Below are 15,535 nucleotides of genomic sequence, written 5' to 3' on the forward strand. Positions count from 1 at the left end.
TTCTAAATTTTCACAATACTCATATTAATTCAAATCTTTTATATACCAATACCAAACAACCTATTCCTATCTTCACGACAGTGTAGCTAATTTTTATAAATTACCTTAAAGTTTTTCACGTCTGTCGGTGTGCTGCTCCTCTTGTTTACGATGTGCAGTGGCATTCATCATATTATCTTCAATACTATCCTTAACTTTGAAAACACCAACCTCTATCAAGTGCATTACAAAATAAATACCCACTACCATAACTACAAAAATTAAAAAAAATGAAATTTCCATATTATCCTACTTTCTTGAAGATGTATAGTCGATTACCTTACGTTCGACCTCAACATTATCATCTAGTTGCTTTAAAATAGTTTCTATACGAGTCAAAATGAAATTGTAAACAAAGGCTGTCTCTTTAAAACCTCGTTTCTTCAACGTTTCCAATGAAAATTCATAGACGTATTCGCCATTATATTCACCTAAACTTTTTAACGAGAAAATGGCTTTTCTACTCACATTTTTAACGGTGATAATAATAAGGTCAGGATAAATTTCTTGTTCAACTTTTGTAGTATTTTGAAAGGGAGCGCAAGGTGTTTTGGGCAGGATAAAGGGCTGCTCTACCAATTTCTCTGAAATAGCATTTAAAGATGTGATTTTCCTTGAATAAAAAGAATGGGTTTGTTGCATGAATAATTGTGGATCACGATGTTTAATGACGCCTTGCTCAATCAAAGCATTATTAAATCGTGTATCTGCAGGTCTGACCGCATAAAAATAGAAAATAGGAAAAAGCACCAAAGACACTATCATTCCAATCCAAGTTTCGTAGTACATTTATTTTTCCCCTTTCTTGAGATAGGTCACATAAACTCTGGTTTGGAAGTCTTGATCCTCATGCAACACAAAGGCAGCGACTCCCATAACAAAAACAGAAATCCCCATTGGCAATAAATTTTTATAGCGCTCATTAGCGACATTTTTATTAACCTGTTTATAGAATTCTCTAGCAGTGTCGAGGTTGCTGGAGCCATAATAATCAGTACTGTATTTTGTAGGTAAAAAAACACTTCCCGATTCATAGATATAACCGTTGGCATTTGTACCCTCTGCCGGCTTCAAACCGTAAAAGACAAAGAAGAGATTAGCAATCAGCATAAGAGCCAACAAAGACTTATGTTTGGTGGTGATATTAGACCAGAATGAGTCCGTCATCGCATAAGTATTTAGAGGTGCTGTTTGTCCTGTATGAGTATAGTTAGTCTGAGAATAAGGACTTGATGGCCTTGTAAAATAAGGATTTGACTGGCTTGTCCCAGACCATTGAGGTGTATCTTGTGAAGGTGATATTGGTCCACTGCAGAATGGATTCGTTTGTGGATTTGAATTGACACCACATTGGGATTGGTTATTGGCAATGGACTGATCAACTTGATGACTAAAACCAAAGTTTGTCTGATTAATGCCTGTACTGATAGGTTGAGTACTTTCAGTCTGATGTACAGAATTTGTAGCTGGCTGTGGAGCTGGCTGTTTCAGTGCTTCAACTCCTTCAAAAAACTCTTCAAAGCTAGGCTTACGTCCATGATTTAATTCAAAATTCTTCACCCAGTTTTCTCTTACTTGTTTTGGAGATAAAGGCGTCTCTTGTTGAGGATGCGTTATGTTTTCCTCTTTTTCTGATGTTTTCTTTTTTTCAAAAAATCCTGATGCCTTGACTTTACTGAATTCTTCCAGAGTGGGCTTTCTACCATTGACTGCTTCGAAGTACTCAAACCATTCTTGCTTTTCCATAATGATTTCTCCTAATAACCAGATTGAGGTGAAGACAGATTATCTCAGAACTCTTTCACCTCATTGTTCACCAAAATGAAGCTATGATATATCGTGTGACAATAGCTTTCGTTAGAGTATAGTGATATTATCAAATAATTCATAGCATATACTTTTAAACTTTTAGAATTATTATAACTAATTCCTCAGAATCAAACTTAAAAAAGCAAAAATATTTTCATATTGCTAGATTCTAAGAATATAGATATTTTTTTGAAAATATTTTTTTCTTATTAATAATTGCAGATTTTTGGTATATAATAGACTTAGAAGATTTAAAAGGAAATTTAAGTTATGGAAAATCGTTCTTGCTATGGTCAAGCCTTCAGGCAATTGCGTTTAGATCGGGGATACAGTTTAAAAGAAGCTGCTGGGAATATTATTTCTCCTCAAATGCTTGGGGTTTTTGAGCATGGAAAATCTGGTATTAGTCTTAATAACTTTGGCCGTCTCCTCATCCGTATAGGGGCCACTTGGAATGACTTCTTCCGCTACTACAATGGGGAGTCTATCTTAAAAGAACTGTCTTTATCGGACGAAATTTTAGTCAAGATTAACAATGGTCATTATTATGATGGCTTTAAATTAGTCGAATCTTCTTTTGAAGGTGATTATTCAGATAATCCCATTCTCGAAACTGTCTATAAACTATCCTACCAAAGTTATTTTCAAACACTGAGCCTAACCTCCAAACTTACGGATGACGAATTAGAAATTGTTTTAAACTATTTAAATCGTATTGATACATGGGGGATTTTTGAGTATTCAGTACTTAGCTATATATTAGCTGATTGCCCTTATGAAATGGTCAAGTATCGTTCTGGCAAGATTTTAGATGCTATGACTAACAATAAAAAAAGTTTTCTATCCTCCAAAAAAGAAGATATCGCTATTTTGATTCATATGATTGGCTATTTTTCGAGAAAGGCCTATTTCAAAGATGCCAATAAATTAATCGCTGGATTAGAAAACATCCTTAAATCCCCTTCTTACAACCATCTCTATACTGAAAAATTTAATTTTAAGTTTTATCAAGCCATGAACTTCTTACGACAAAACAATCCCAAGGGACTTGAGATTGCAAGAGATTGTATTCATTTTTTAGAAGCCTTCGAGGCTTTAGACAACTCTAATGCTTCAGCCATTGACAAGAATAAAATTTTAAGTGCTGTTTCTGTATTGAATAAGACTGGTATACCTTTTAAAGAAAGCTAAGTTTATATCAATTAAAAGCACTAGAAGGTATTTGGAGCCAGCATTTATCGAAGTTTTGCCTTCAAAATTAAGACCGTTATTCGGTCTTTTTCATTTTTAAATCACTGACTATTACTAACCTTAACCAATAACTTGTATATTTCTTGTAAGCGCCCCTATTTCTTCTAGTTTTCATTACATTTTTCCGACGACTGTGCTAAACTATAAGGGTAATTACCAATATTAAAGGAGACTTTCAGTATGAAGGCTCTTATGTCATATACGAGTTCTGTTTTAGAATGGTTAGGGCGCTATGTGGGGCTCTTAGTCTTCGGCATATTATTTGTGACTGCTTTACTCATTCGCACGACCATGATGACGGGATACTTTGAGTGGGCAGAGATTAGTAGCGTTCCTTGGTATGTTTATGTTTCAGGTGGTGTCATTCTGCTTTTGACACTTCTCTGGCGCAAGATTTTAAAGGAACTGACAACAAAACAGATTTTCATCTTTTTTTCCGTTTGCTTTGTGAGTTTTGGCCTACTTTTGATTTTTCTGACGAGTTTTGCTGGTCGAGACGATGCAGGTACTGTCTTTAAAGGGGCGGTCCAGTTTAATGCTGGCAACTTCTCCTTAATTAAACCAGGAGCCTACTTCTACCGCTATCCTCATCAGTTGGGATTGCTTAGTTTTGAACGCCTGGTTCTCTATCTGATTCCTTTGCCGGTCATCTCGGTTTTCTATGCATTGAATCTTGGCATGGTCATTGGTATGAACTATGCGACATGGAAAATCACGGATGAACTGTTTACGAAACCGTTAGTCAGTCGTTTGGCTGTCATCATGAGCTTTGGTTTTTTACCTTTAGTTTTCAACATTATGTTTGCCTATGGACTTATGTATGGTTTGTTCTTTTCTAGTTTTGCCATTCTCTTCTTTCTACGTTACTTAAAACGTGGTAAGGCTAGGAATGCGATTCTTTCGGTGGTCATGCTATCATTGGCTTACTGGGTAAGAAGCAATAATATTATTCTCATTATTGCATTATCTGGTATTTTGATACTAATGTCACTCAGAGAGAAACGTTACCGCTATTTACTTTTGGTTTTGGCTTTCTTTGCCTTTCCTATGACCTTGCATAAGGCGACAACCAGTTACTATGAGATTACTACTCATCAAAAAATTCCTGGAACACCTCAGATTGCTTGGTTGGCCATGGGCTTACAGGATAAACCCGATTCTAAACGAATGCCAGGATGGTATACCGGCTATGTCCGTGACATTTACGCTAAGAAAAAGGGCAATATCGAAAAGATTGAAAAAAGCGCCAATCATCTTTTTGATAAGCGTGTTCAATACCTCCTAGCACATCCCGATGAGGCCAGTTGGTTTTTCAGAACCAAGTTTATCAGCTCCTGGACGGAGGGAAGTTTCCAGTCCATCTGGAACGGTCCAAGTAAAGACAAGTTTCAGCCTTTGTGGAATAGGTTTGCGACCTCTATCTATCACGATGGGACCCTGCATCTCTTTTTTGTGACCTATATGCAAGGCTATCTCCTAGTTCTATATCTTGGTGGTGCGTTCTACTATGCTTTCACTTATAAACGAATGGGAGATGGAGCAACACTGGGCCTCTATGCCTTCCTTTATCTCTTCGGTGGCATTCTCTTTCACCTCATATCAGAGACTAAGAGTCAGTACACCCTACCTTATATTTACTTACAAATTCCAATGATCGCGGCGGGTTACAATCATATGACACAAATGCTTAGCCGCTATCTAAAAAATATGCAAAAGTCATCCTAGGATGGCTTTTTAACATTGTTTCACAATTACAATCTTGCTATAATAAGTCTATGAAAAATGCGTCAGTTGATCTTTTACGAGGCCCAATTCTGAGGTCTCTTTTAATCTTTGCTCTACCAATTCTGATATCCAATATTTTCCAGCAACTCTACAATACTGCCGATGTCATGATTGTGGGTCGTTTTCTAGGTCCAGATGCCTTGGCTGCTGTGGGAGCTTCTTCTGCTATTTTTGATTTGGTTATCGGATTTGCCTTAGGTGTTGGAAATGGTATGGGCGTTGTTATCGCACGTTATTATGGTGCACAAGACTATAGGAAACTTCGTCAGTCTGTGGCGGCCACCGTTGTGATTGGTTTAGGCTTAAGTGCCTTGGTTATGATTCTAGGACATTTTGGTCTCTATCCTTTGCTTAGATTTTTAGGAACGCCTACTTCTATTATCGGGCAATCTTACCAGTATATTTCTATGATTGTGTCTTGTGTTGGGGTAAGCTTAGGATATAATCTGTGTGCAGGACTCCTCAGAGCGGTTGGGGATAGTCTTACCGCCCTCTATTTTCTGATTTTTTCAGCTCTAGTCAATATCGTTTTAGACCTTTTCTTTATTACACAACTTCATCTTGGTGTTCAATCAGCAGGCTTAGCTACTATCATCTCACAAGGGCTTTCGGCAATTCTCTGTCTTTACTATATTAAGAAAAAAGTGACCTTCCTTCTACCAAGCAAGTCAGACTTTGTTCTTGATTCAAGTCTGTATTTGGACCTCTTTGGACAAGGAATGGCCATGGGACTCATGAATTCTATTGTTTCTATTGGTACTGTGACCTTACAATATGCCATTAACGGTTTTGGCCCTCTTATCATCAGTGCTCAGGTTGCAGCAAGGCGTATCATGTCTTTCGCAGTTCTCCCTTTGACCTCACTTGCTGCTGGGGTGACCACCTTCACCTCACAAAACTTCGGGGCCAAACAGTTTAAACGCATAGTGGCTGGTTTAAAACAATCTTGTCTTGTTTCTATCACTTGGTCTGTCATTGCTTGTGTCCTTCTCTATATAGCAAGTCCCTTTTTGGCTGGTTTTATCTCTGGTTCTGATAATGCTGTGATTATTGACAATGCCAGTCGCTACCTCCGTATCAGTTCTCTTTTTTATCCTATTCTAGGTATGCTCTTTATTTTCAGAAATAGTCTCCAAGGCCTAGGTAAGAAACTCACACCCTTAACCTCTAGTTTCATTGAGCTTTTTGGAAAAATTCTCTTTGTTCTTTTGGTTATTCCTTCTATGGGCTACCTTGGTGTTATCCTATGCGAACCCTTGATTTGGATTCCCATGACCATTCAGCTCTATTTTGCCTTGAGGAAACATATTCGACGCTTGTTTATCAGTTAGACTACTTTTGAACATAGAAAAAACGACCATCAGGGTCGTTTTTAGTTTAATTTAATCCCCATTCATCAGATATCTGTTTCATTATGGCCTCTTGGGAGACAATCCCAAAGCCTAGCATGTAGGTTGAGTAATCAGCATAAATTACCTTGTTATTTTGAACTGCCTTTAAGCTACTCCAGACAGGGTTATTTTTAAGTTTGTTTTCTAGGAGCTCTTGAGAATCTGCTTGAACAATCAGGAGGTCCGGATTAATGTCTTTTAGTTTATCTGGATCGATAACTTGGAACATATCATCTGGATTGAAGGTTTCAGCACGATTGAAATGATAAGTATCATACAAATAACCAAAATGCCCATAAGCGTAATAACGGATGTCATTGTCTGTCACGCGCAGGTACATGAGTTTTTGATTGCCAAACTTAGCTTTGACATTCTCTGCGAAAACAGCCTCCCTAGCATCCACTTTATCCAGGTCCTTCTTCATCTCATCACGTTTGTCGAAGATTTCTGCTACCTTTAATGAGGTTTCGTGATAGTCCCAGTTTTCATCAGTGTTGATCTGGTAGCCAACAGTTGGTGCAATTTCAGACAGCTCCTCGTAGAGGTCTTCCTGCTCGCCTGTCATAAGGATTAAATCTGGTTTTAACTCAGCAATCTTATCCAAATCTGGATTTCCCTGCCAACCAACTGAAACCACTTTTGCATCCTTGTATTGTTTCTTAAAGAGGGTTGAAAATTCTTGACTATCAGCTTGACCAGTTGTTGCACCTACAGGAGTGATATCTAAAGGATTCAAGATTTCACCATAGAGGTTGTCGAGGATAACAATACGTTTAGGAACTTTTTTCAACTTTGTCGTACCAAAATCATGAACAATCGTCTTCTCTTTAAAAGTTTGACTTGTATTATTTGACTCTGCATTATGTCCAGACGTCATGTCTGGCAAGTAATATAGTAAAAGACCAGATATGATGGCCAGAATAGCTAATAAATAAAGAAGATTTATTTTTTTCATGGCAACTCCTCGATAAGATCGGATTAAATCGTTACTTTAAAGTTATCTTAAAACTTCTTTAATGTCAATCTATGACTAAGATTTTTTGGAAGGAATTGAATGTTTTTGATTCCTAAGAGGTATTATAGGAAATCAACTATAACCTTTGAGTAAAAAAAAATCTATTTCTTTTTAAGAAGATATCTTCTAGGCTCTTGAAATGTCAGATTATATCATCCTCTTTGAATTTTAAATATTTAAGTAAGAGATCTCTTTTTTGAAGCCTTCTTCTTTGTAGGTTACGCCTTATTTTATCAATTGTTTTCGGGGGTTTGTGAATGGCAAATGATGCTCTGCAGACTGAAATGGATTTTACTAGATTAGCGATACGAATTTAAACGTCCCTAACTAGTATTTTTTCGGTGAGATATGTATTAAAATACACGGAAAACTCATTTAAAAATAACTTAAAAAGCCTTAAATAATATTGACAACCTTTTCACTCGGCCTAGGAATGGCAGTCAAACCAAAACGTAACTAACTCTTCGTTTACGTTAAAAACTTAATTATTGCACCCCGTGATTTACACCCCAAAAGCTCAATTTTGGGGTGTTTTTGGCTGTATATTTGAGACGTATATTATAAAAATATTACTATTCATGCTTATCCATATGGCCAGTTCTATCTATCTTCACTATGATATAATAGTTAGTAACATTGGAGGGAAATTATGTTAAATCAGCTTTCATTTAAGGGACAATGGCGACAGTACCAACGGCGTGTTCTCGATAAAGCCGAAAGCTTTATGGATGATGGAAAGATTCACTTGGTGGCTGCTCCTGGTTCTGGTAAAACAACCTTAGGAATTGAATTTATACAGCGTTTTGGTAATCCAACTTTAATTTTAGTTCCGACAGTTACCATCCGTCAACAATGGGTAGATCGGATTAAACAAGCTTTTTTAAGTGATGACAACCTAGTAGAACAACTCATTTCACAGGATTTAAAAAGGCCTAAAATGATTACGGTTGCGACCTATCAGGCACTGCACAGTGCTATGAACCAAGTCGTTGGCGATAGTCTTATTGAGGATACAGATGATGAGTCTCAACAAGAGCATTTCGATTTTCAAGGTTTCGATATTCGAAAAACTTTTGGGGACCAAGATTTAGGGACTCTTTGTCTGGATGAATGCCATCATTTAAGAAATGAATGGTGGAAGAGTTTAGAGAGTTTTCATAAAGCTTTTCCAAATTTAAAGATGATCTCTTTGACAGCAACACCCCCATACGAGGGAGAACCTGCACTTTGGGAACGTTATATAAGCATGTGTGGTGAGATTGATGAAGAAATTACAGTGCCTGAACTGGTTAAGGAAGGGACGCTCTGTCCTCACCAGGACTATGTCTACTTCGCCTTTCCAACTAAGGAAGAACGTGCACAATTGGACCAGTTTGATAAGCAGAAACTTAACTTTCTAACTAAATTGTCTAGAGATATAAACTTTTCGAACACTATTCAGTCTAGTCCAGCACTAAGTGGCCAAATTGGCTATGATGACCTATTGGCTAATCCTAAATACCTTTCCGCTACCCTGATTTTTTTACGGTCTAAAGAATTGCCTTTTCCTCAACGTTTTCAAGAACTTCTCGCTGCAAAAAACTTGCCGACTTTTACGCTTGAGTGGTTTGAAACCTTGCTTAATGGCGTGATTTTTCAGGTCCCAAATTGGTATGGATTTACCGAGGAAGCCTTTAATCAGCTAAAGAGTGATTTGAAAGCAAATGGTCTTATCGAGAGAAATCAAGTTAAACTTATCCGGAATAAGAAGCAAGATGTCCTGCTTAATCAATCATTGGGGAAACTCAATGCTATTAGAGATATTTTTAAGGCAGAATACCAGTCTCTAGGAAATAATCTCCGTCAACTTGTTTTGACAGACTTTATACGTAAGGATTTTCAAATTCATCTAGGCGATAACAGTGCACAATTTACCCAACTAGGTGTGTTATCTTACTTTGAATCTATTCGTAGAGAAATGATTGAACAGTCTTGGACAGTACCTGTGGCTGTATTGACAGGAAGTTTAGTGATTATTCCAACTTCAGCTAAAGAACATCTAGAGCGACTCATTCCTAATTCTCGTTTATCCTATGATGTTATTGGAGAGTTGAGCCAAGAAGACTATCTTAAGGTGAGTGTTTCTGGTTCTCACCATGATCTAGTGACTGCCCTTACACAACTTTTCCAAGAAGGACATATTCAGGTGATTATTGGGACCAAGTCTTTATTGGGCGAAGGTTGGGATGCCCCTTGTGTTAACTCCCTTATTTTAGCTAGTTTTGTTGGAAGCTTCATGCTAAGTAATCAGATGCGAGGCCGTGCCATCCGTGTCTGGCCAGACAATCCTAATAAAACGAGTAATATCTGGCATTTGGTTTCTATTAATTTATCACCTAGGAGATGGTTTGATTTTCAAGATGAGGAAGAAAAATACGATGAGACATTAGAGCTGCAGTTGTATGCACTTAGTCCTGACTTAGATTTGTTAGATCGGCGTATGACACAGTTTCTGGGCCTCCATTATCAAGAGCCTACTATCGAATCTGGTATTGATCGCCTTGACCTCAATCAAATAACTTTTAGCCGAAAGGGTCTAGAAAAACTTAATCAAAATGCCATTACACTATCTCAAAAACGTCAGGAGCTTAAAGACCGTTGGCAACAAGCCCTCCCGCTATACGAAGAAATGGAAGTGGTCAACCAAGTTGAGGTTGACAAACAATTTCTACCGTTGGTATACCTTAATGATTGGATGAAGGCCTTTCTTATTTCCCAAGCCCTTGCTGCCACTTTTTTTATTATTGATTTGGGAAGATATCTGATTGTTGGGAAGCCGTTTGATCAAAGCCTACCTATATTCTTACTTGCGCTACTTGTACTGGCTATCTTTTGGGGAAGATATTTTATCTATAAGAGCCCCTATAAACGTTTGGAAATTTTTGGCAAAGCTATCCATCAATCCCTGCTGGATTCAGGTCAGATTGAGACTAAAGAATCTGCTCCTAGAGTGGTAAAAGACAGTAAACAAGCGATTTATAACGCCATCTATCTCAAGGGTGCTAGCATGAGGGAAAAAGAAATCTTTGCTCTGACTATAACTGAATTTTTCGCTCCTATCGAAAATCAACGCTATATCTTAAAGGCTTGTCACAAAGTGAAGGACCAAACCGAATTTTTTGCCGTTCCAAGTATGTTTGAAAAGCGAAAGGCAGACGCAGAGTCTTTCCTCCGACATATACAAAAAAGCCTAGGAAAATATGATCTTATTTATACGCGAAGTGTTCAAGGACGTCCTATTCTCCTAGAAGCCCGCATCAAGGCACTTGGAAATAAGCAAGAACGAACAGTTACACATAAAAAAGTCATGTCAACTTTAGAATGATAAATAGCCCTAACCACTTTAACCGTTTTTATCATGATATAATAAACCAAAGCGAATATATTGGAGAATTCTATGACACTCACACATATTTTTTTCGACCTAGATGGTACCCTTGTAGATAGTTCCGAGGGTATTCACAATGGTTTTGTTCAAACTTTTGAAAGACTAGGCCTTCCTGTTCCTAGTGATCAGAAAATTCGTACCTTTATGGGACCACCTCTCGAGGTAACCTTTAAAGAAGAGGTTAGTGAAGAAGGTGCTGCCAAAGCTGTTAAGATTTATCGTGACTATTATGAGACCAAAGGACAACTGGAAGCTCACCTCTATGATGGCATTGAGGAAGTTCTTGAACAACTTAGTAAAGACCCTAACAAGAAAATTTTTATCACAACTTCAAAAAATGAACCTATTGCCCTAGAAATGTGCCAACACCTTGGGATTACTGAATATTTTGAAGGTATTTATGGATCTACCCCTGCTGCTTTTCATAAGGCTGATGTCTTGCAGCGTGCCATTACTGAAAATCAAGCCCCTAAAGACCAGTCCGTCATTGTTGGTGATACCAAGTTTGATTTGATTGGTGGAAAAACAGTTGGCATCAAAACAATAGCGGTGACCTGGGGATTCGGGGCTAACGAAACTCTATTAGCAGAAAATCCAGATTTTGTAACTGAGACTCCCCAAGAACTTTGGGATATTTTGAAATAAAGCTTGGAAAACGAAAAGAGCAAGATTCTTTAATCATGCTCTTTTTTCTATTGAATCTAGATTACATCTGAACAATGATATCCAGACAAAGCTCCAAAGCCTTATCAAAAGCCTCTGAGCCCCAATCTCTTTGATCGTAATTGTCAATATCTGCAAGGGAATCTGCCGTAAAGAGTAGTAATCCCCAAATAGCTCCTCGAAGTTGAGCAACTGCTGCAAGTGCAGAACATTCCATCTCTACAACACTACAGCCCTCTTCAATGCGATAGGAAACCTTATCTGGTGTTTCTCTATAAAAACCATCTGTCGACCAGGTCATAACCTCTTCATAGGGGAGTTTCTTTTGTTTTAAAGTTTTCTCAATAGCTTCCAAAGCTTGTTTATTCATGTCTATATAGCGGGATGGAGCTACATAGTGGTAACTCGCTCCTTCATCCCTCAACGCTCTAGTAGGAATCAAAAAAACATTTTCCTTCATGTTTACCAAAACGCCACAAGTTCCAGTTGAAATGATTTGTTTTACGCCATAACCAATCAACCAATCAAGAAATTGTGCAGCTGCAGCTGATCCAACTGGAGCTTGAGCCAAGCAAATCTCCTCCCCATTGTAAGTCGTAACGAATATAGGATAAGTTTTGGTCGCAGAGACAAACTCTCCAACTTTATCAGCGCCAACAGCGTTCGCATAGCGTTCGATTTCTTCCTCTAAAAAGGCGTAGACGCACCTAGCCGGCAAGTTCAAGTCTAAATCCTCATGGGTCGGCATAATCACAGCCTGAGGATTGTCATCAAACTCTAAAATTGGGATTTCATGTTTATGTATCATCTGTTGCCTCCTAAGTTTTAAGAATTATTATATCAAAAATTCAAACTGATTATATGATTTCATAAAATCTATTAGCTTATAATCAAGAAAAATAGATGATTAAATCATAACACCTAAAAAAAGACATAAATCTGCTTTAGTCAGAAATATGTCCTTTTTGTGTTTTATTTTAAGAAATATCATTCCAGTCGGCGTTTATTTCCACAAACCACCTAAAATCTGTTTTTCCAACAAATTTAAGTCTTCTTCTCTTATGTCACTATTGTCGCTAACGATATAGAGTTGGGCAAAGTAGGCCAATAAGGGACCTATACAAATACGAACCATTTGAGGAACTGTGATTTCAGGATTCACTCGTGAATCTGCTATCAATTCCTTATGGAGTACTAATAATTTATCCTGAAGAGTATTCCAAATATAAAGTTGTTCTTTTCTCAGTTTCTTATTTGAAAAAATTTCCTGAAGAATAATTTTCATCAAAGCACGATTCGTTTTGAGATAGGCCATACGATTTTGGACCAGATAATGCACCTTTTCTTCAGTCGTTTCTAAGGCTAAAAGTTCTTCAAAAAAACGACCGAAAAGTCCTGGAACAACAGGGTGCAAAATAGCCGTTAATAAATCTTCTTTAGTCTTGAAATATTTGAAGAGCGTTGCTTGGCTAAGTCCCGCATGTTTGGCAATTTGTAAGGTGGAGGTCCCATTGTAACTCTTAGTAGAAATCAAATCGACCGCCGCCTGCATGATTTTTTTCTTTCCCTTGGGATAGTCTGCACCCTTTAGATAAGCTTCAAACGACTCAAAAACACTCTCACTCATTTTCATCCTCGTATATTTATATTTTATACTTTACGGTAACGACGTAAGCCGACAATATTGAGAGCTGTCAAAGCGACAAGGAAGACTAGTAGAACACCAATATTTGGTAAAATATCTCCAAGTCCACGTCCGTAAAGAATAATCTGACTCATCGCATCACCTGAGTAGGTCAAAGGCAAGAATTTCCCTAGCATTTTTGCCCAGTCTCCCATTGAATCAAGTGGAATGATTCCTGAGAAAAAGAGTTGCGGCATAATCACAAGAGGAATAAATTGCATCATCTGGAATTCTGATTTTGCCAAGGTAGACAAGAGAATTCCGAAGGCTAGTGCCACCAGAGCCAGTACCACATTAACTATTATAACATTTAACAGGCTTCCGACAACTTCAATGTTCAACAACCAGATGGCTGCTAGAACGACTACTGCTGTCTGCAGTATGGCAATAAGGCCGTAAGACAACATATAGCCGTAAACAATTTCCGAACGTTTAACTGGGGTTGCCAACAAACGATCTAGGGTTCCGCTAGTACGTTCTTTCAAGAGTGCCATCCCTGAAATCAAAAAGACAAAGAAGAAAACGACGAACCCAAGCAAAACAGGAATCATTTTAGCAAAGAAGCCGGTGTCCTCGTTACCATACTCATAAGATTCCTTAATTTCAGGAGATTTTACCTTTAGTTGTAATTGTGGAAGGGATTGCTTCACACGGGCTAATAACTGATTGGTGTCTTCACTGGCAATACTGGTGCGTAATACTTGTCGGGTCACCGAAGTTTTAGAGGCATCTGTATTAGCATAGGCTACATGATATTCCCCATCCTTATAAGAGATAACTGCATCTACTTTTTCATCGTTTAAAGCCTCTTTGGCTTTATCCAAGTCTTTGTAGGTTTTGACACTGAAATGTTCTAAGTCGTCCATCTTACTTACCAAACTACTTGGCACATCTTGTGTCGCTAGCTTAACAGTCACCGTTGTACTAGCCGAAAACATGAGGTTCATCAGCCACATAATAAAGACTGGTGCCACAAACATTAGGGCCAGTGTCCGTTTGTCACGTAGCAATTCTTTGATGACTTTTTTTGCAATGGCAATTGTTCTCATTTCATTCTCCTTCTGCTTTCAAAAAGACTTCTTCAATACTTGAAACACCATAAGATTCTTTTAGCTTGGATGGTGTATCAAAAGCAATGATTTTTCCACCTAATAGTAGTCCGACCTTATCTGTCAGCTCTGCTTCATCCATGACATGGGTTGTAACTAAGATTCCTACACCATTGTCTCTGAGCGCCATCAACTCTTTCCAAATTTTCTTTCGAAGAGAAGGGTCAATCCCAACTGTCGGTTCGTCCAATATCAAGAGTTGAGGATTTCCTAAAAGTGCTATGGCTAGTGACAAACGTCTTTTCATCCCTCCGGAATAACCAGACACGGCCTTGTTTAAGTGATCTGTCAAATCTACCACTTGAGCTACATGGGCAATTTCAGATGACAAGTCTTTCTTAGAAAGTCCTTTGAGCTTACCGAAAAATTGCAAATTTTCCTGACCTGATAAGGCATCATATAAGGCATCTGACTGAGCCATGTAGCCAATATCTCCTAGAATATGACGATTGGGCATGGTATTTTCTAAGACTAAAGCAATACCGCTATCTGCCTTTTCCATTCCTAACATGGTTTTAATCATGGTTGATTTACCAGCACCTGAGGGACCGATTAGACCAATGATTTCCTCAGACTGTAATTCAAAACCAACGTGGTTTAACACCAGTTGTTGACCAAAAGATTTTTGTAAATCTTGTAAATGTAGCAATGTTTTCATATGCATCCCCCTTAGTGAGTGTTTACTCACTTTTGATTACAAATGACATTATAGTGAGTGAACACTCACTTGTCAAGCGATATATTGAATTTTTTTTTAAATAAAAACACTGGATGATAGCATCCAATGTTTATGACAAAAACTTCTGATGTTAAGAATCTATTCACGATACTCTGAAATAATCTCTCCTATCCACTTTTTAAAGGCTCGTGAGAAGGAAGATTCTTGATAATAACAAATAAATAGAATTTATAACTTTTCTTCATCTCCTCACCTTTAATCATCATCTTCTAGTACTAGATTCTCATCTCCATAAAAAACGACTTTCCCATCTTTTACTTTAAAAGAATAACTGATTGGATCTTGATTCTCATCCTTGGTATTGGAATAAAAGAAATCATATTCACCATTCGGAAGATCACTAGCATCTAACTTTTTAGCCGCATCTTTCATATCTTGTTCTTTGACTGATGCATTATCATCAATAAAGATAGTCATATAAACCAACTCTTGATCAATCAAGGTTTGGTATGGAATTTGATAATATCCAGCAAAGTCCTTCTTACCTTCCTTAAGATTTTCGGAGGCAATAGTATCCAATATTTTTCCCTTTTCATCATGACTGGAATAAGATAGAAAACTAAAAAACCTAATAGGAAGACCGAGTTTTTGTTTCTTCAATTGTTTTTCAATTTTCTTTTCAA

13 protein-coding genes and 1 pseudogene are annotated in these 15,535 nt (G+C 37.7%); 5 read left to right on the plus strand and 9 right to left on the minus strand.

Features of this window, described 5'->3' with window-relative positions; genetic code table 11:
* Positions 1–105: 105 nt before the first annotated feature.
* From AX662_RS10570 to AX662_RS05040, 3 genes are read right to left on the minus strand one after another with little or no spacing between them, the layout of a single operon-like run.
* Positions 106–282: a hypothetical protein gene (locus AX662_RS10570; protein WP_155124259.1), complete on the minus strand. Its 177-nt coding sequence runs from the start codon at positions 280–282 to the stop codon at positions 106–108.
* A 6-nt stretch (positions 283–288) separates the two neighbouring features.
* Positions 289–828: a hypothetical protein gene (locus AX662_RS05035; RefSeq protein ID WP_060971794.1), complete on the minus strand. Its 540-nt coding sequence runs from the start codon at positions 826–828 to the stop codon at positions 289–291.
* Positions 829–1,785, minus strand: coding sequence for a hypothetical protein (locus tag AX662_RS05040; RefSeq protein ID WP_060971795.1), 957 nt, complete (start codon positions 1,783–1,785; stop codon positions 829–831).
* A gap of 333 nt (positions 1,786–2,118) precedes the next feature.
* On the opposite strand from AX662_RS05040, the gene AX662_RS05045 reads away from it, so the two are divergent.
* The 3 genes from AX662_RS05045 to AX662_RS05055 all read left to right on the plus strand — a co-directional run bounded on the left by AX662_RS05045 (position 2,119) and on the right by AX662_RS05055 (position 6,215).
* On the plus strand, positions 2,119–3,039 hold the full coding sequence (locus AX662_RS05045) for an Rgg/GadR/MutR family transcriptional regulator (RefSeq protein WP_060971796.1): 921 nt from the start codon (positions 2,119–2,121) through the stop codon (positions 3,037–3,039).
* 240 nt (positions 3,040–3,279) lie between these two features.
* The gene (locus AX662_RS05050) at positions 3,280–4,824 is read left to right on the plus strand and encodes a hypothetical protein (RefSeq protein ID WP_060971797.1); all 1,545 of its coding nucleotides are present in this window, start codon (positions 3,280–3,282) and stop codon (positions 4,822–4,824) included.
* Positions 4,825–4,874: 50 nt separating this feature from the next.
* Complete coding sequence (locus AX662_RS05055) at positions 4,875–6,215, plus strand: MATE family efflux transporter (protein WP_060971798.1); 1,341 nt, start codon at positions 4,875–4,877, stop codon at positions 6,213–6,215.
* A 46-nt stretch (positions 6,216–6,261) separates the two neighbouring features.
* Here the strand turns inward: AX662_RS05055 and AX662_RS05060 are convergent, their stop codons facing one another.
* Positions 6,262–7,230 (minus strand): ABC transporter substrate-binding protein, encoded by a 969-nt coding sequence (locus AX662_RS05060; RefSeq protein WP_060971799.1) that lies wholly within the window; start codon positions 7,228–7,230, stop codon positions 6,262–6,264.
* 709 nt (positions 7,231–7,939) lie between these two features.
* Between AX662_RS05060 and AX662_RS05065 the strand changes: the two genes are divergently transcribed.
* Positions 7,940–10,654 (plus strand): DEAD/DEAH box helicase family protein, encoded by a 2,715-nt coding sequence (locus AX662_RS05065; protein WP_060971800.1) that lies wholly within the window; start codon positions 7,940–7,942, stop codon positions 10,652–10,654.
* Positions 10,655–10,726: 72 nt separating this feature from the next.
* Positions 10,727–11,362: an HAD hydrolase-like protein gene (locus tag AX662_RS05070; RefSeq protein WP_060971801.1), complete on the plus strand. Its 636-nt coding sequence runs from the start codon at positions 10,727–10,729 to the stop codon at positions 11,360–11,362.
* 61 nt (positions 11,363–11,423) lie between these two features.
* On the opposite strand, the gene AX662_RS05075 is transcribed toward AX662_RS05070, so the two are convergent.
* From AX662_RS05075 to AX662_RS05095, 5 genes and pseudogenes are all read right to left on the minus strand, one after another.
* Complete coding sequence (locus tag AX662_RS05075) at positions 11,424–12,188, minus strand: nucleoside phosphorylase (RefSeq protein WP_060971802.1); 765 nt, start codon at positions 12,186–12,188, stop codon at positions 11,424–11,426.
* 195 nt (positions 12,189–12,383) lie between these two features.
* Entirely contained in the window at positions 12,384–13,007 is a 624-nt protein-coding gene (locus tag AX662_RS05080; RefSeq protein ID WP_037599905.1) for a TetR/AcrR family transcriptional regulator, read from the minus strand.
* Between the two features lie 23 nt (positions 13,008–13,030).
* On the minus strand, positions 13,031–14,113 hold the full coding sequence (locus AX662_RS05085; protein ID WP_060971803.1) for an ABC transporter permease: 1,083 nt from the start codon (positions 14,111–14,113) through the stop codon (positions 13,031–13,033).
* Between the two features lies 1 nt (position 14,114).
* Positions 14,115–14,831, minus strand: a complete 717-nt coding sequence (locus AX662_RS05090; protein WP_060971804.1) for an ABC transporter ATP-binding protein — start codon at positions 14,829–14,831, stop codon at positions 14,115–14,117.
* Positions 14,832–15,107: 276 nt separating this feature from the next.
* Positions 15,108–15,535 (minus strand): annotated as a pseudogene (locus tag AX662_RS05095) (hypothetical protein); the annotation flags it as partial.

Source organism: Streptococcus sp. CCH5-D3 (assembly GCF_001556435.1).
Taxonomy (GTDB): Bacteria; Bacillota; Bacilli; order Lactobacillales; family Streptococcaceae; genus Streptococcus.